The organism is Vagococcus silagei, from assembly GCF_004795745.1.
In the GTDB taxonomy this organism is placed as follows: domain Bacteria; phylum Bacillota; class Bacilli; order Lactobacillales; family Vagococcaceae; genus Vagococcus; species Vagococcus silagei.
The window spans coordinates 14,376-30,742 of the sequence record NZ_SDGV01000020.1 but is presented as its reverse complement, the minus strand read 5'-3'; the positions used below and the strand labels follow the sequence as shown (position 1 = coordinate 30,742).

The window sequence follows — 16,367 nt, the reverse complement described above, 5'->3', positions numbered from 1 at the left end:
CTTATCTTACTGCTCACTCCACCACCTTGTCTCTTAAGTTTTCTTCAGAATTATTGTTTCTTGGTGGGTTTTATAATACAATCGTGTCAATGTTAATTAAGAATGAAGGGGTGAGGTTATGACTAAAAGGGAACAACGATTTATTGTGGGGCTGACTATTGTATATACATTACTTGTTTTATTTTTCTTGTTTGTTGGATTTGGTCGCGCGGGCAATCGTTCTTCGATTGGTTTTCGTTATAACTATATACCAACGATGATTCCTTTGAGGCTACCAATTGGGGTTCAAACATTTAGTATTTGGTTTTTTAATTTCGGGAATTATGCCGCTTTTATTCCTTTTGGAATCTTAATTCCAATGTTTAGAAAAACAAATTATCTGAAATTTGTTTTTTGGTTTGTTTTTTGTATTACGTGTGTTGAACTGCTCCAGATGGTTACTTTTTTAGGAAGTGCGGATATAGACGATGTTATTTTAAATTCGATTGGCGCATCAGTGGGTTATCTGTCTTATAAGCTAGCTNNTTTATTGCTTAATGCAGGGGGCTATGCCACGCTACTAACAGTAATTATTCTTACGATTTCTACATTTTTAAGATAATGAATTAGTGCATCTATTATTAAATGAATTTTGAGTTTGATTTCAAAAATAACCTTCAAAAAGAGGTTATTTTTTTATTTTAAATTGAGGAAGTTGTCGAATGNNATGATAATCATTATAATTAAATGGCATATTTGAATTTACTGTCTATTCTTTGTGCATTATTGAACAGAAAGAGTTTTCGTGTTAACATGTTTATATAAGGGAATTAAAATAAAATTAAGTCGAGGCGGTTTTCATGAAAAAGAAATGGATAATGTATATATTTGGAATCATCCTATTTTTGATTCCAATGACAACTACTTATGGTCAAGAAACAATTCGAAGTAAGCCAGATTATGTTGCGGTTAATAATACTGTTGGTACGTCCGTTTTTTCAGAAACAGGACGTTATTCCTTAGGTGCGTTAGGGAATAATCAGGTTGTTGCGAGAAGTATGCCTGAGTCAGGTGCTTCGCCAGGTGGAAATAATCCACATAAATATTATCTTTTTGATTCGATGATAGGTAGTCGGACTAATAATGCTACATCAGCGACCTATGCTCCAAAATCAGGCGGTAAATTGAAGAAGGCTATTTTTTATGTACTTGTTAATAATGGGAATTATGTCCCACCGAAGGTAGGTCAAAATTCATATTTAAAGGGTCCTAAAGGAGATACGCTTAAATTTAGTAGTGTCTTTCAAGGGAACACTCAAGGTGCTTATGATATTACAGATTTCTTGAATGCACAAGGAGCAGGTGTTTACGAATTTCATAATTTTGACGTAGGTTCTAATCGAGTTCGTGATAATGATGGTTATGCTGTATGGAATATCTCATATGTAGAGGAACATCCGAGTAATCCGATTCGAAGAACTGTGATGACTTATTTTGGTTTACCACGTTCAATTAGTGCAAGTGAACCTGTAACGCTTTCAGTTGGGGGAGAAGTGGGTTTCCGTGGTGCTAAAAAGACTGGTGAAATGAGTAATAGCACTCTAGTAGTGACAGCTGGAGCAGAAAGTTTTCTTAAGTTTCCTAACTCTACTGAGAAATTTACTTTCAAATCAGTTGTTCCAGGCAAACCAGAGCAAGTAGCGAATTACGACAAAGGTGAGCGCGCGAAAGATGCGATGAACGAAACCTATACACGGGATGGAGCACTTTTTGGAAAAACAGAATTAAAGCCCTATCCGGCATTTTTAGAGTCAGATATTATTATCGACAATAATTTAAGTGCAAAATATATTCCTTTGGGTACAACCAAAGTGACGGGACAAGTTTTAGCGGCATCAAATTACGGCTCAACTTCTTTAGGACCAGGAACTTTTGGTTTGGGGTTAGAAATGGATTATCCAGATATTACTTTTGGAACGAAATGGCTGGACCAAGGAACAAAAATTCAAAAAGTTGGTAAAAATGAGGTTGTTTTAGAGAGTAATCTAACGGTAAATCGGAAGGAAATGATTTTAAAAAATCAATTTATTTTACTTGATTGGCTTAATAGTTTTGAAGGATTAACACAGGATGTCTTTGATTTTGGACAGATCAAAGTCAATCAACAAGCGGTAAACGCTCAATGGACAAAAGAAGGCTTGGAAGTTCCAATTTCAGATACAGTCACTAATGATATAACTGTCTCAATTCCAATAAAAGTTAATAATAAGACTAAAGCTTATGAACGTACGATTAAATACTTAAATCAAGTGGCAGATAATATTGAGGTGTCATTTAATTATGATTTAGTCTATCCGGATGGAACCACAGCGAAAGATATTCAACATCAGCAAAAAAATACATTGACGGCAATTCCGGAAGTGGGTAAAGTTCTTGTGCGTCATTTAGATAAAAAAAACAATGCTGTTTTACGAGCTGAAACTGCCAGTTATGATTTTGTTGGTGAACCCTATATAAATACCGAACCAGAGAACATACCAAATTTCCGTTTTTCGAATATGGAGAGTACAGTAGGTGATGTTTTTGAGATGCCAACGAAAGTGAAACCAGAAGGTCGGGTAACATTTTACTATCTCGGAACGGTAAAAATGAAAGTAGAACAAATTAATAAAGTCGATCAAAAGGCTATTTATTCGCAGTTATCACCACCTAAACGAGTTACAAATACGTTTGAAGTTGAGGTGGGAATTGGTGAAGATATTCAGACGCATTTGAAGTCAATCTTTGAAACGAAGAAATTAACCTTAAATTATGAGGGATATGTTGATCTTTTTGTAGAAAATTATCTCGTTAATAATCAACAAGTGGTGGTTGCACCTAATAAAGATTTTAAGGTGACTTATCAATATCAACCAAAAATGGAAATGAAAAAAGTCCCTAGTTTAAATTTCGGTAAATTAGCGATTACCCCGCAAGAATCAACCACATATAAAGTTAAAAATACCGATACTTTATTAGAGGTTATAAATACCTTCCCTGATAATACGCCGGAGGTAAAACTTGCCTTAGAAGAGAATAAAATTGTTGCAGATAAAACGAAACGTAAATTTATAGGCCAATTATTCTTTAATAAATCGGAACGTATGATTCCTATCAATCAAAATGCGGTGCGTGTACAAGAATTGTTGAAAGATGTACCATATGCTAGATTTGAGATGAACAGTGATGCTGACCACTTTAGTTTGGTCCAAAAAACGGGTAATCTAGCAGATACATATTATGGAAATCTTTTGTGGACATTTGAAGATAAACCTGATGCATAGAAAAATGAGCAACATATACGTGAAGGATACGTATGTGTTGCTCATTTTTAATCTCTTATTTACGATACATTTTAAATTCAAGGAATAAATCATTATATATTTGTAAGTATTCTGTTCCTAAATCATCATAGACTTCAAGGTTTTCAATCACTTGATCACTTGGATAAAATTGAGGATCATTGACGATTTTTTTAGGTAAGATTGCTTTTGCTTTTTTATTTGGTGTTGAGTAACCAATGTATTCGGCATTTCTAGCCGCATTTTTAGGTTCTAACATAAAATTAATGAAATCGTAGGCACCTTCTTTATTTTTTACTGTTTTAGGAATGACCATATTGTCAAACCAAAGATTGGAGCCTTCTGGTGGAATAACATAATGAAGATGTTCATTGTTTTCAATCATTCCGGCAGCTTCACCAGAAAATGTAACAGCAGCGGCACTTTCATTATTGCTCATAAAAATTTTGATTTCATCAGCAACAATGGCTTTAACATTCGGTGTGAGTTGATTTAATTTGTCAATCGTTGGATTGAGTAAGGACATATCCTTACTATTAAGTGAATGACCATTACTATTTAAGCCTAAACCGATTACTTCGCGTGCACCGTCAAATAAAAGTACATTGTTTTTAAGTTCGGGTTTCCATAAATCATCCCAATGCTTGATACTGCCCTTTTCAACAAATTTATCATTATAGACAATACCTAATGTTCCCCAAAAATAAGGGATTGAATAATCATTGTTAGGATCAAATGGTAGGTCTAAAAAGCGTGCATCAATATTTTCGAGGCCTTTAATTTTTGTGTGATCTAGCTTGACGATCATCTCTTGTTTGATCATTTTTTGAATGGTGTATTCACTTGGAATTGCTAAGTCATAAGCTGTACCACCTTGTTGAATCTTAGTAAGCATCGCCTCGTTAGAATCAAAAGTTTCATAAATGATTTTATAGCCTGATTGTTCTTCAAATTCTTTCATTAATTTTGGATCAATATAGTCACCCCAGTTGTATATGGTGAGGACTTTTTTTCCAGCCGAACCCTGTGTTCTTTCAAGTCGGAATGAAAAAACAGCAAGCAAAGCAATGATAAGGATGATGCCGAAGAGCAATGAATTTAATTTTTTCATAAAGGTTCCTCCCTATAATTTGCTAATTTTTTGTTTGTGTTTTTTCCCATGAGTGTCTTGACTAATAAAATAGTAGCCGACGACTAAAAGCATTGAGAATAAGAAGAGTAACGTGCTTAACGCATTGATTTCTAAGCTAATGCCTTGGCGAGCGCGTGAATAGATTTCAACAGATAAGGTACTAAAACCATTTCCAGTCACAAAGAAAGTAACAGCGAAATCATCTAAAGAATAAGTAAATGCCATAAAGTAACCTGCGATAATACCAGGTGTTAGGTAAGGCAGTATGATTTGGCGTAAGACCTGCCACTGATTAGCACCAAGGTCTCTGGCTGCATCAATTAAGGATTCATTCATTTCCTGCATTTTTGGTAAAACCATTAAAACCACAATCGGGATACTAAATGCAATATGCGAGAGTAAAACTGAGATAAAGCCTAATTTAAAACCAACAAGGGTGAAGAGAATTAAGAAACTTGCCCCAATAATAACATCAGGAGAAACCATTAAAACATTGTTTAAACTTAGAATGGAATTTCGAAGCATTCTTTTTTTTGTGTAGTAGATACCCATCGCGCCAAAAGTACCAATAATCGTTGAAATTAATGCGGATAGAAAGGCAAGTAAAAAAGTATCTGACACGATTTTAATCAGGCGTTTATCGGCAAAAACAGCATGATAATGTTCCCAAGTGAATCCCGTAAAATGATTCATATTACCACCAGCATTAAAAGAGTAAAAAATTAAATAAAAAATTGGTAGGTAGAGTAAGATAAAAATCAAGATTAAGTACAGATTAGACCATCTAAACTTTCTTTTTGCCATGTCGTTTACCTCCTTTACGTTTTTCACCAGTTAAGAGCATGATAATAAACATGGCGATAATTAGAATGACGCCAATGGTTGAACCCATGCCCCAGTTTTGCGTGACAAGGAAATGTTGTTCAATCGCGGTCCCCAAGGTAATAACGCGGTTGCCACCAATTAAGCGCGTTAACATGAATAAGCTAAGTGACGGGATGAAAACGACTTGAACCCCACTTTTAACACCTTGTAATGACAAGGGGAAAATCACCCGGCGAAATGTTTCAAAGGCATTTGCACCTAAATCACGAGAGGCAAAAATCAGTGAAGGATTGATTTCTTCTAAGGCGTTAAAAATTGGCATTACCATAAAAGGAATTTCAATATAGGTTGCCACAAAAATAAAACTAAAGTCAGTAAATAGAATTTGTTTTGGTCCTAAACCAAAGAAGCCAAGAAAATTATTAAGCCCACCTTCAGCACCAAAAATACCAATAAAGGCGTAAGCTTTTAGCAAGAGGTTAATCCAGGTTGGTAAGATAATTAACATAAGCCATAACTGTTTATGCTTAGTTTGATTGAGCAGATAGGCTGTTGGATAACTAATGAGTAGTGTGAACAGCGTAATCAAAAATGCATAGAAAACAGAATTGAAAGTCATTTTTAAATAAGTATCAGAAGTAAAATACTGTTTGTAGTTTGCTAATGTAAAAGCACCATGAGGATCAAAAAATGATTGATAAAAGATTAATAAAACAGGTGCGATCACAAATAAAGCAATCCATAAAAAATAGGGAAGACTATAAAATTTCTTTGTAGTGGTCATTGTGCTAATCCTCCTTAATCTTCATCATAGCTTTCAAGTCGCGCATCGAAATCTTCTTCCGATTCCCCGAAACGCATCACATGAATATTACCTGGTTCAAATTGTAAGCCTACATGACGGCCTTCTTCAGACGGTCTTGTAGAGTGAACCATCCATTCATTGCCATCGGCATCTAAACAAAAAATTTCATAATGAACGCCACGGAAAAGTTGTGTTTCAACAACAGCTTGAAGATTGCCTTGTTCTTTAGGTACGATATTCACATCTTCTGGACGGATGACAATTTCAACGGGTTCATTTGGACGCATACCGCCATCCACACATTCGAAAGTATGATTAACAAACTTAACTAAGTAATCTTCAATCATGGTGCCTTTAACAATGTTACTTTCACCAATAAAGTCAGCAACAAAACGGTTGATTGGTTCGTCATAGATATCAACTGGCGTGCCACTTTGCTCAATTTTACCGGCATTCATGACGAATATTTCGTCACTCATGGCAAGTGCTTCTTCTTGATCATGGGTCACAAAAATGAAAGTAATGCCCAAACGCTGTTGTAGTTCGCGTAATTCAGCTTGCATGGCTGTTCGTAATTTAAGATCGAGTGCTGAAAGTGGTTCGTCTAAAAGTAATACTTCAGGTTCGTTAACGAGTGCGCGTGCAATCGCAACACGTTGACGTTGGCCACCAGACATCTCGCTAATTTTTCGTTCTTCAAAACCAGAAAGTTGGACCATCTTCAATGCATCTAACACTTTTTTCTCAATATCCAATGAGGATACTTTTTTGATTTTTAAGCCAAAGGCCACATTATCAAAAACATTCATATGTGGAAAAAGAGCGTAGTCTTGAAAGACTGTATTGACACGTCTTTTATTTGGTGGCGTTTGATTAATCACTTTGTTTTCAAAATAGATATTGCCTTCAGTCGGTTCTGAAAAACCGGCAATTAATCTTAAAATCGTTGTCTTTCCACAGCCGGAAGGTCCTAAAAGTGTGTAAAATTTTCCTTGTTCTATTTCAAAATTAACTTCTTTTAATACAACATTGTCATCAAATGATTTAATGACATTTTCAAAACGAATAATTGGTTGTGTCATATGGGCACCCCTTTTTATAGATATGAATTTGTAGCTACGAGTAATAGACTACATTTATTTTTTGATAAGTTTTTTATTTGATGTTGCTTTAAAGCTTGATAGTAAATACTTTCTCCAGCTTTTGCGATATATTGATCGTTGCCAATTTCAACACAGGCTTCGCCTTCAAGAACATAGGCAAAAGTATCAGACATAGAAGGCTCAAATAGTTTGTACTCTCCTTGACCTTCGAATGATAGAATAATGGGTTCCATTTCTTTTTCATTTGAATCAGAAACAAGCCACCGGACACCATATCCTTTTTCATCATCGAAATAGATTGTATGTTCGTTATCAGTATAGATGACTTGTTGAATTTGTTCTTTTTCATCAAAGAATTGTTTTGGTGTGACGCCAAGTACTTCTAAAATGGAAAAAAACGTTTCCATTGATGGCGAACTTAAATTGCGCTCAAGCTGCGAGATGTAGCCTTTACTTAGGTCGGTGCGTTCACCTAGTTCTTCTTGTGTTAATTGTTTTTGTATTCTTAAATTTTTTATTTTCTGTCCAATGTCGATGGTCATCACCTTATTTCTGAAAAGTTAGTCTGACTAAACTTACAAGCACTAAAGTATAGTATTAGTAAACACCTTGTTTAGTATCAACGCGATTATACAAGATAATCAAAAAATATGCAATGAAAAAAGGATGGGAATCACTTATAATATAATAGAGATAGAAGAGGAGCGGATGAAAATGGAACAGTTTAAAGCTATAACCTTAAAAGAAAAAGGCGAGATGATAAAAGTTGCGGTCGAAGAACAAACTTTAACACAATTATCTCCTGGTGATACGATTATTGAGGTAGCATATTCTTCAATTAACTATAAAGATGCTTTGGCAACGCAAAAAAATGGTGGTGTTGTACGACAATATCCAATGATCCCTGGTATTGATGTAGTCGGTACTATTCTAGAAACAAATGCGACTCATCTCACTGTTGGCCAAGAGGTGATTGTGACCGGTTATCGTGTTGGTGTCAGTCACACAGGTGGTTTGAGTGAATGTGTGAGAGTTCCGAGTGAGTGGGTTGTTCCTTTACCAGAGGGTTTATCCTTAAAAGAAGCAGCTATTTTTGGAACGGCAGGTTTAACTGCAATGGCAGCAATTGCTAAATTAGAAAAATTGGGTTTAGCTCAACAGGCAACCGATCGTATTTTAGTGACGGGTGCCACTGGTGGTGTTGGTAGTTTAGCAATTATCCTTCTGAAAGCACTTGGCTTTCAACATATTACAGCAGTCACAAGAAAAAAAGACTCGGTTGATTATTTGCTTAAATTAGGCGCAGCTGAAGTTCTTTTCAGTCGTGATATTATTCAAGAAAAACGACGTGTTTTAGATAAACAACGTTTTGATTTTGTGATTGATACGATTGGTGGCGAGATGGTGGGTGAGTTGTTGCCTCAACTAGGTTATCAAGGTGCAATTGCCTTATGTGGCAACGCATCAGGTATCAAATTTGATACGACCGTTTTACCCTTTANNTCCTTAACAGGCGTTGATTCAGTTGAACTGTCGATGGCGTCAAGACTGGAGCTTTGGTCACGCATCGCGTCAAATGTTAATCATGACCAACTGGTACAATTAAATATTTCTGAAATTGAATTAGAGGAAGTTCTAGAAACAACATCAGCTCTACTCGCAGGAAAACATGTTGGTCGGACCATTGTGAAGTTGAAATAGTGTCTCTTAAAAATCAACTTGAAATGAAACAGAAAAAGTTTTAAAATAAACTTAAGATGAATACAGGTTGGGAATGAATGTCTCCCATAACTTGTGCTGCAAGTTAAAAACGTTATTGTGAATAACTAATGACTTCTACAATTGACTGCCTCTTTGTGTAGTTTGATTGTAGGAGTTTTTATTTTTTAGGAGGACAAGATGAAAAAGTTTAAAGAAATTGGGTTGATTCTTTTATTTAGTGTCGTGGTCGGAAGTGTCGTTGGCGCACTGACTGTTGTTTTTGGGAAAGGATTATTACTCGTGAGTGAGTGGCGGGGCAGTTACTTTTTACCGCTAATTTTCTTTTTACCATTTGCTGGACTGCTCATTGAATGGCTTTATACAAAGTTTTGCGGAACAAGTCGTCAAGGGATGGGGTTAGTTTTTGATGTTGGGTTAGGTAGGGAAGAAAAAATTCCACTACGTTTAATTCCGTTGGTTACTCTGAGTACTTGGTTAACACATCTTTTTGGTGGGAGTGCAGGTCGAGAGGGCGTTGCAGTTCAAATCGGTGCTACATTTGCCAACTGGTTGAGTCGTTTTAAGATGTTCAAATTATTCTCAGAAGATTTCAGTCAGATTGCTTTAATGACCGGTATGGCAGCAGGGTTTGCTGGGCTTTTTCAAGTTCCTGTTGCAGCGACGTTTTTTGCTTTGGAAGTGTTAGTTGTTGGAAAACTAGCTTACGAAACCTTGCTAGCAGCAAGTATTGCCTCTTTTACAGCATATTTTGTATCGCAAGCACTCGGTCTAGAAAAATTTAGTTTCTTCGTAGTGGAGCGGCCAGCATTTTCTGTTGTAATTTTTATGAAATTAATACTCTTAGGTTTAGTGTTTGGTTTAGTTGGTTATGGTTTTACGATGTTGTTGCGTCATGGAAAAAAACAAATGACTCAGTGGTTTCCAAGTACCTATCGTCGGATCTTTTTTGGTGGATTGCTCTTAGTCGTGTTATTACTGATTTTTCATCAAGGACGTTATTCTGGTCTAGGAAGTAACTTAATTTATTTATCTTTAGGTGAGGGCAAGGTCTATACCTATGACTTTATCTTGAAGTTAGTCCTTACAGTATTAACATTATCAGTTGGTTTTCAAGGAGGCGAAGTCACGCCGCTATTTGCGATAGGAAGCAGTTTAGGAACAGTCTTAGCGCCAGTCTTTGGCTTACCAATTCCGTTTGTAGCAGCACTAGGTTATGCTACTGTTTTTGGCAGTGCAACGAATACATTAATTGCGCCACTTATTATTGTGGGGGAAGTCTTTGGTTTTGAGATGATTCCTTATATGTTTGTCGTGATGTGTTTTGCTTATCATAGTAATTTTAATCAATCAATTTACGGGAAACAAGAGAGGATAGGTTGGTTTTAGAAAAAATTAGCTCTTTTATTTTTGTGATTTTCGTATTATTTCCGAAGAAGCTACTTCTGTGACACCGTTTAGTTTGTAAAAAGGACCTGTGACATATCTATGTCACAGGCCCTTTTATCAATATTTAGTGTCCTTTGTGTTTTTCACGTTTTTTGGCTTGTTTCTTTTCGAATTGCTCTTTCAAATAGCGTTCTTTACGGTTCTTTTTTGCTATTTGTTTTTTTGCTTCATGTTGTAATCGGATTGCATCTTGTGATTTAGAAGAAAGCGTCTTTTTTGCTTTTCTTTGTTAATCATGCGTTGCATTCTTTTGGGGCTGATTTTTTTTTGAGGTGTTCGTTGTTCATCACATTCATTTTGTGCTAACCATTGTTCTTGTAATAAGTTAGGTAAAATGTGATGAATAAAGTGAAGCACATCCTCATGTTTTGGTTTTGGACCAAAAATATGTTCTCTTACGACCCACTGATTATTTTCATCCTCAAACCACACCAATATTGACGGTTAAAATAAATTGTCAAAGACATATTTATTCCTCCCTTTAGTTTAAAAATTAGAATAATGGACGACCCAGGGAGGGAAGGTTACTTACAATGTTCTCGGACTACTAACCGAGATGTGATTTTTTATTCCACTATTAAAATAAACTATATTTAATTATTTTTCAACTTTTTACATCGACATATTATGTTTTTCTTCTAAATGAACAACGATTATACTAGTACCGCTTATGATGCTTAAGCCAACCAAAATATTTGAGTTTAGAATTAGACCTGTTGTCATACAGGTTGCTGAAATTAAAGTGTTGATTTTTTTTGTTTGCTTTAGCTGTTTTTTTGATGGTGTTGGTAACTGAACATTGATGTTCAATTTTTCCCCAAATTGAGTGAGTGTTTTGTTTATAGTTTGTATCATTTTTTTCTCCAATATTTTTTATTTCAGAAAAAATAAGATAGGATTAATCAATAACATAGCGCCAACCAGTGTAATCCATTTTCCGTAATGTTTTTTTTCTGATTAATGAATAAACCCCGAAAATAATCCAACAAACAGCAAAAATAAGCATAACGATTGATAAATTCTCGAGATGTGGTTCAAAATGTGAAAGTGTATAATTAAAAAAATTCTGAATATTCATTTTTATTCCTCCTCAAATAAGTGATGTAGTGTGTGCGTGAGTAAAAATTCGAAAGTCTGCTTGGTACCAGTTAAAGAACCACGTTCTACAAGTGATAAGAACAGCATAGAATGAATAATGTTGATGACTTCTTCTTCGGGTAATTTTAGTTTTAGCTGGCTTTCTTTGATGACAACTCTAAAAATATCAATACTATTTTCTTTTAGTAAGGTAACTTCTCGTTTAGGAAGTTTGGCTAAGAATAAATCATACTCCGAGCTGTTCATATCGTAGAGATTGGGATACGTTTGATATTCTATAAATAACCATTTAAGTCCAGATTTGAAACCTTCAAGCTTATTTTCAGCTTCTTTGATATGGTTGGACCAGGTATCAAGTAGATTCTTTTGGACGTTTTTTAGAACTTGTAAAAACAAATCTTCTTTTCTTTTATAAATTAAATAAAAGGCGCCAGAAGAAATACCAACAGTTTTTGTTAGTAATGGAATATTTGTCTGTTTATATCCCCTTATACGCCAACTCTCTTCGCAGGCTTGTTCAAGTTTCATTCTTAGTTCTTGAAGGTCAAAATCAGAAAATCTTTTGGTCATAGTGACACTCCTTTCATATTATATGAATATAATATAAAACATATTCATGAATAATTCAATAGTTATATTCACGTAAAAGCAAAAAATATCCACAATCGCTCATTTGAGCTAAGTTATTGTGGATTTTGTTGTTTTTACATTTTTTGATAACCAGCAATCATCCAAATTAAACAAATCGTTCCAATTCCAATAAAAGTGGTTAAAAGAAAATAATCAATGTTAAGCGCGACTCACTACATCATTAATAACATCACCAAACGAAAATGAAAAAAGTGTGGAAATCGTAATTTCTAAGGAGGTACCCTGATCAAACCAGTAATTCATGTACTTCATTCTATTCATCTCCTTTTCTTTTATGTTATCATAATAGCAATAATTAATGAACGGAATGTAAACAATAATTTTTTTGTAAAGGGTGCGTTGTTGTGGAGATTGAAGGTAAGATAAACATTAAAGATTTGGCTTTGAAAATAGTTCTGACTATTACCAACGTATTAATCGTACTATATTCACCAGTTTTAAGTTTTTTAAATGTTAAAACGTTATTTTTAAAAATGATTTCAATTATAATTCTATTATATTTTGTCGTGGGCATTGTAAAAAATAGTTTGAATGGCAACAAACGTCAATTATGGTTAAATTTTATCTTCTTTATCTGCAATATTGTGCTTCCAGGAATCATATTTCTAATTGTTTTTCAATTTGAAACCTAGAGAGGGCGGAGACCATGAATGTTAAATTTTGGGATAAAGTAGCTCCTAGTTTTGATAGTGGGGGACCAGTAAATTCATTATTAATAAAAAATCTACAGAATAATCTCAAACAAGCTGATTCTCTGCTTGAGATTGGAGCTGGAACTGGCAAAATTGCAATTTATTTGGCTGAGTATTGTGGCGCAATCGAAGCAACAGATTTTTCACCTGAGATGATTCATCGTGCACAAGAAAGAAAACCAGTAGAAAATGTAACGTTCAGTGTTCAAGATGGAACGAAGCTAACTTATCATGCTGAGGAATTTGATGCGGTTTTAACGGTCAATACACTTCATATAGTGCCAGATATTGATAAACTGTTGACTGAAGTGAATCGTGTTTTAAAAACAGAAGGGTACTTTTTTGCAGTTGTCCCGATGTTTACCCAGAATCGCTTAAAACGATTTTTTGTGGCTTGCTTTATGAAAGTAATGAAATTTCATTTGTGGTCGGTAACGGAATATCAGACAATTTTTGCCCGTCATCATTTAATCGTGCGAGAAGAAATTATTCTTACTGAAAATCAAGATTCAGTATTATTAATTTGCAAAAAAGAAGACGTCACAAAGAAATAACACTCTTTATGGCGTCTATTATTTTAACAGTGGTCATGACTCTGTTAAGTTTTTTATTATTTTTCATCTCCAATGATGCGCACTTCGGTTTCTAAAACAACATCATATTTTTCGAGAATCGTTTTTTGAATATATTTGATTAGGTTAATGTAATCAGTTGCCGTCGCTTGATTGATATTAACAATAAAACCGGCATGTTTTTCAGAAATTTGGGCACCGCCCCAAAATTTACCTTGTAGGCCAGCTTCTTGAATCAGTTGGCCAGTAAAATGTCCTTCTGGTCTTTTGAAGACACTACCACACGATGGGTATTCGAGTGGTTGCTTGGATTCTCTTAAATGTGTTAATTCATCCATTTTAGCTTTCATCGTGTCAAAATTGCCTGTTGTCAGATTGAAGGTTACGGAGATCACAACAGCATGATTTTCTTGTAAAATACTATGACGGTAACTAAAATCCATCTCATTTTTAGTTAAAGTTTGGAAAGTACCATCAGGAAAGACAACATCACAAGATTCAAAGGCGTCAACCAACTCACCACCATATGCACCTGCATTCATATATGCTGCGCCACCAATACTACCTGGTATACCGCAAGCAAATTCTAAGCCAGATAAACGATGGTCAAGTGCGAAATAGGTAACATCAATCAATTTTGCACCTGCACCAGCGGTTAGAAGATTATTTTCTTCGAGTTGTACCTGATTTATTTTTTCTAAGCTAATCACAAAGCCTCTGATTCCGCCATCACGCACGATTAAATTACTGGCATTACCTAAACAAAGCCAAGGGATATTATGAGTGTTGCAATATGTGATGACTTTTTGAACTTCTTCTTTTGTTTTTGGAAATATTAGTACATCGGCTGGTCCACCGGTTTTTGTATAAGTATAATTGGATAGGGGTTCGTTAAAACGTAATGGAATGTCAACAAGTACTTGACGAATTTCTTCTTGATTCACGATAAAAAACCTTCCTTTCGATATCTTTAAGCGAATTTATTCTAACATATTTTAACACAACAAAGTACAAGATGTTTTGAAAACTAAATTTTAGACGAAAATTGACTTGAAAAATGACGATTTTTACCACGAATTAGATAAAAGTGTCTCACTATTTTCTTTTTATATGGTAAGATAGTAAGTGTGAAAGTATCAAGATAATGTGAAATAAGTAGTAGGTGAATGGAATGAAACTCGTATCTTGGAATGTTAATGGTCTGAGAGCCATTGTAAAGAAAGATTTTATGTCACAATTTAATACGCTCGATGCTGATGTTTTCTGTTTGCAAGAAACCAAGCTACAAGCTGGTCAGATCGAGTTAGATTTACCTGGCTATCATCAATATTGGAACTATGCTGAAAAGAAAGGCTACTCTGGGACAGCTGTTTTTAGTAAATCAGAACCACTTTCTGTTCAAAATGGGATAGGTATTGAAAAACATGATCAAGAAGGTCGTGTAATTACAGCTGAATATCAAGATTTTTATCTTGTAAATTGTTATACACCAAATGCGCAGACAGAATTAAAACGTTTGGATTATCGAATGGAATGGGAAACAGACTTTTTGAGTTATCTTAAAGACTTAGAAAAAACAAAACCTGTTGTATTATGTGGTGATTTGAATGTTGCGCATCAAAATATTGATTTAAAAAATTGGCGTACCAATCAAAAAAATGCTGGTTTTTCACCGCAAGAGCGAGAAAAATTTAGTCAGCTTTTAGAAGCAGGTTTTGTCGATACCTTCCGTTACTTTTATCCTGATTTGGAAGGGGCATATTCTTGGTGGAGCTATCGTTTTAATGCTCGTAAGAATAATGCTGGTTGGCGGATTGACTATTTTTGCGTCTCTGATTCGTTAACAGATTCTTTGAAATCAGCACAAATTTTAAGTGACTATTTTGGCAGTGACCACTGTCCAGTTGAATTAATTATCGAGAGAGGGTGAAGCAATTAATGAATAAAAAACTCAAATCATTTGGACTTATTTTAGGTCTTTCATTAATGTTAGTGGGTGGCGCAGGGCTTGCGCATGCTGAAGACTCACCTTTGATTAAAGATTTAAAGTATGATGCAAATAAAAAAGTAATCGTGGGAAAAACCAAGCCACATGCAAATGTCTTCTTAGATAACGTTGCGGGCTCAGTGATTGCTTCTGAATCTGGAGATTTTGAATTTCCTGTTCCAAAAGATACAAAAGTATCAGTTATCACTATTTTAGATGCTGAAGGCAATGAATCAACGGATATTCGTTATAACTACGAAAAGAATACAATTGAGTCGACAAGCAATAAGAAACAAGAAGATAATAAAAGTGCTTCAACGACACCACCAAATCAAAGTAGTGAGAAAAAAGACGAGCAAGCTGAAACAAACGCCTCAAAAGAAGAAACTAAAGACTCATCAGCAGTGTCAACTACAGAATCTAAAAAAGAAAAAGAATCAGACACAGTGATTTCTGAAGAAAAATATGATCCTGGGAAGAAAGATGAACCGAAGCGAAGTTTGATTGGCTTATGGACTTTAATTGGGATAGTAATTGTCTTAGGCGCATCAGCAGGTGGCTACGTTTGGTATAAAAAGAAAATTGAAAAAGAAGAGAATGAAAAATCACGTCGTAAAAATAAACGACAACCAAATTATCGTGGTGAAAAAGAGCGTCCATCAAAAGGAAAAGGTAAGGGCGAACCAAAAGGAAAAGGCGAACCAAGTAAATATCGTCCGGGACCAGCTCAACCGCGTAAGGAAAATAAAGAGGACGTTGAAAAACGACCAGCACCAAAAACTAAACCGGATGCAAAAGAAACACCAACGAAACGCCCAACGCCTAAACCAACAGCACCTCGTAAAGAGACTAAAGTGGATCCAACGAAACGTGCTAAAATGGCGATTGATCAATTGGAAGATTCTAAGTATCTCGATTATTTGATTGATACACAAATCAACAGTTTACAAGAAAACAAATGGGCAAAACAAGATTTAGGTCGCAAGAAACCGGAGCCACGTCCAACGAAAGCTG

General features: G+C 35.1%; 14 protein-coding genes and 4 pseudogenes. 8 read left to right on the top strand and 10 right to left on the bottom strand.

All coding sequences use genetic code 11. From position 1 onward, the window contains the following. Nucleotides 1-118: 118 nt before the first annotated feature. Both ESZ54_RS12845 and ESZ54_RS09480 read left to right on the top strand, forming a co-directional pair. Nucleotides 119-523, top strand: a pseudogene (locus ESZ54_RS12845) (VanZ family protein); the annotation flags it as partial. Between the two features lie 316 nt (nucleotides 524-839). Then, a complete protein-coding gene (locus ESZ54_RS09480; protein WP_136137437.1) occupies nucleotides 840-3,302 on the top strand; it encodes a hypothetical protein in 2,463 nt (820 codons plus the stop codon). Nucleotides 3,303-3,357: 55 nt separating this feature from the next. On the opposite strand, the gene ESZ54_RS09475 is transcribed toward ESZ54_RS09480, so the two are convergent. Genes ESZ54_RS09475 through ESZ54_RS09455 form a run of 5 tightly spaced genes read right to left on the bottom strand, consistent with a single transcriptional unit; the run spans nucleotide 3,358 to nucleotide 7,721 of the window. Then, nucleotides 3,358-4,431 carry an ABC transporter substrate-binding protein gene (locus tag ESZ54_RS09475; protein ID WP_136137436.1) on the bottom strand — a complete coding sequence of 358 codons (1,074 nt, stop codon included), beginning with the start codon at nucleotides 4,429-4,431 and terminating at the stop codon, nucleotides 3,358-3,360. A gap of 12 nt (nucleotides 4,432-4,443) precedes the next feature. Continuing rightward, on the bottom strand, nucleotides 4,444-5,256 hold the full coding sequence (locus ESZ54_RS09470; protein ID WP_136137435.1) for an ABC transporter permease: 813 nt from the start codon (nucleotides 5,254-5,256) through the stop codon (nucleotides 4,444-4,446). Continuing rightward, the gene (locus tag ESZ54_RS09465) at nucleotides 5,237-6,061 is read right to left on the bottom strand and encodes an ABC transporter permease (RefSeq protein WP_136137434.1); all 825 of its coding nucleotides are present in this window, start codon (nucleotides 6,059-6,061) and stop codon (nucleotides 5,237-5,239) included. The genes ESZ54_RS09470 and ESZ54_RS09465 overlap by 20 nt, the downstream gene beginning before the upstream one ends. A 14-nt stretch (nucleotides 6,062-6,075) precedes the next feature. Further along, nucleotides 6,076-7,164: an ABC transporter ATP-binding protein gene (locus tag ESZ54_RS09460; protein ID WP_136137433.1), complete on the bottom strand. Its 1,089-nt coding sequence runs from the start codon at nucleotides 7,162-7,164 to the stop codon at nucleotides 6,076-6,078. Nucleotides 7,165-7,178: 14 nt separating this feature from the next. Then, on the bottom strand, nucleotides 7,179-7,721 hold the full coding sequence (locus ESZ54_RS09455) for a helix-turn-helix domain-containing protein (protein ID WP_136137443.1): 543 nt from the start codon (nucleotides 7,719-7,721) through the stop codon (nucleotides 7,179-7,181). 178 nt (nucleotides 7,722-7,899) lie between these two features. On the opposite strand from ESZ54_RS09455, the pseudogene ESZ54_RS09450 reads away from it, so the two are divergent. From ESZ54_RS09450 to ESZ54_RS09445, 3 genes and pseudogenes are all read left to right on the top strand, one after another. Beyond that, nucleotides 7,900-8,686: pseudogene (locus tag ESZ54_RS09450) on the top strand (YhdH/YhfP family quinone oxidoreductase); the annotation flags it as partial. A gap of 2 nt (nucleotides 8,687-8,688) precedes the next feature. Continuing rightward, a pseudogene (locus ESZ54_RS12705) lies at nucleotides 8,689-8,886 on the top strand (NADPH:quinone reductase); the annotation flags it as partial. 198 nt (nucleotides 8,887-9,084) lie between these two features. Further along, complete coding sequence (locus ESZ54_RS09445; protein ID WP_136137431.1) at nucleotides 9,085-10,293, top strand: chloride channel protein; 1,209 nt, start codon at nucleotides 9,085-9,087, stop codon at nucleotides 10,291-10,293. Nucleotides 10,294-10,417: 124 nt separating this feature from the next. Here the strand turns inward: ESZ54_RS09445 and ESZ54_RS09435 are convergent. The 4 genes and pseudogenes from ESZ54_RS09435 to ESZ54_RS09420 all read right to left on the bottom strand — a co-directional run bounded on the left by ESZ54_RS09435 (nucleotide 10,418) and on the right by ESZ54_RS09420 (nucleotide 12,021). After that, nucleotides 10,418-10,785 (bottom strand): annotated as a pseudogene (locus ESZ54_RS09435) (YjdF family protein). A 180-nt stretch (nucleotides 10,786-10,965) separates the two neighbouring features. After that, nucleotides 10,966-11,208, bottom strand: a complete 243-nt coding sequence (locus tag ESZ54_RS09430; RefSeq protein ID WP_136137429.1) for a hypothetical protein — start codon at nucleotides 11,206-11,208, stop codon at nucleotides 10,966-10,968. Nucleotides 11,209-11,251: 43 nt separating this feature from the next. After that, the gene (locus ESZ54_RS09425) at nucleotides 11,252-11,431 is read right to left on the bottom strand and encodes a hypothetical protein (RefSeq protein WP_136137428.1); all 180 of its coding nucleotides are present in this window, start codon (nucleotides 11,429-11,431) and stop codon (nucleotides 11,252-11,254) included. 2 nt (nucleotides 11,432-11,433) lie between these two features. Next, nucleotides 11,434-12,021, bottom strand: coding sequence for a TetR/AcrR family transcriptional regulator (locus tag ESZ54_RS09420; RefSeq protein ID WP_136137427.1), 588 nt, complete (start codon nucleotides 12,019-12,021; stop codon nucleotides 11,434-11,436). A 727-nt stretch (nucleotides 12,022-12,748) separates the two neighbouring features. On the opposite strand from ESZ54_RS09420, the gene ESZ54_RS09415 reads away from it, so the two are divergent. Beyond that, entirely contained in the window at nucleotides 12,749-13,348 is a 600-nt protein-coding gene (locus ESZ54_RS09415) for a class I SAM-dependent methyltransferase (protein ID WP_136137426.1), read from the top strand. 56 nt (nucleotides 13,349-13,404) lie between these two features. Here the strand turns inward: ESZ54_RS09415 and murB are convergent, their stop codons facing one another. Beyond that, entirely contained in the window at nucleotides 13,405-14,310 is a 906-nt protein-coding gene (murB, locus tag ESZ54_RS09410; protein WP_136137425.1) for a UDP-N-acetylmuramate dehydrogenase, read from the bottom strand. A gap of 227 nt (nucleotides 14,311-14,537) precedes the next feature. On the opposite strand from murB, the gene ESZ54_RS09405 reads away from it, so the two are divergent. Beyond that, nucleotides 14,538-15,296, top strand: a complete 759-nt coding sequence (locus tag ESZ54_RS09405) for an exodeoxyribonuclease III (RefSeq protein ID WP_136137424.1) — start codon at nucleotides 14,538-14,540, stop codon at nucleotides 15,294-15,296. A gap of 8 nt (nucleotides 15,297-15,304) precedes the next feature. After that, nucleotides 15,305-16,367 (top strand): hypothetical protein (locus ESZ54_RS09400; protein ID WP_162615151.1); only part of this gene is annotated, 1,063 nt, incomplete at its 3' end.

Coding starts and splice junctions, on each gene's coding strand:
- ESZ54_RS09480 (WP_136137437.1), top strand. CDS start 840: ATGAAAAAGAAATGGATAATGTATATATTTGGAATCATCCTATTTTTG.
- ESZ54_RS09475 (WP_136137436.1), bottom strand. CDS start 4,431: ATGAAAAAATTAAATTCATTGCTCTTCGGCATCATCCTTATCATTGCT.
- ESZ54_RS09470 (WP_136137435.1), bottom strand. CDS start 5,256: ATGGCAAAAAGAAAGTTTAGATGGTCTAATCTGTACTTAATCTTGATT.
- ESZ54_RS09465 (WP_136137434.1), bottom strand. CDS start 6,061: ATGACCACTACAAAGAAATTTTATAGTCTTCCCTATTTTTTATGGATT.
- ESZ54_RS09460 (WP_136137433.1), bottom strand. CDS start 7,164: ATGACACAACCAATTATTCGTTTTGAAAATGTCATTAAATCATTTGAT.
- ESZ54_RS09445 (WP_136137431.1), top strand. CDS start 9,085: ATGAAAAAGTTTAAAGAAATTGGGTTGATTCTTTTATTTAGTGTCGTG.
- ESZ54_RS09430 (WP_136137429.1), bottom strand. CDS start 11,208: ATGATACAAACTATAAACAAAACACTCACTCAATTTGGGGAAAAATTG.
- ESZ54_RS09425 (WP_136137428.1), bottom strand. CDS start 11,431: ATGAATATTCAGAATTTTTTTAATTATACACTTTCACATTTTGAACCA.
- ESZ54_RS09420 (WP_136137427.1), bottom strand. CDS start 12,021: ATGACCAAAAGATTTTCTGATTTTGACCTTCAAGAACTAAGAATGAAA.
- ESZ54_RS09415 (WP_136137426.1), top strand. CDS start 12,749: ATGAATGTTAAATTTTGGGATAAAGTAGCTCCTAGTTTTGATAGTGGG.
- ESZ54_RS09405 (WP_136137424.1), top strand. CDS start 14,538: ATGAAACTCGTATCTTGGAATGTTAATGGTCTGAGAGCCATTGTAAAG.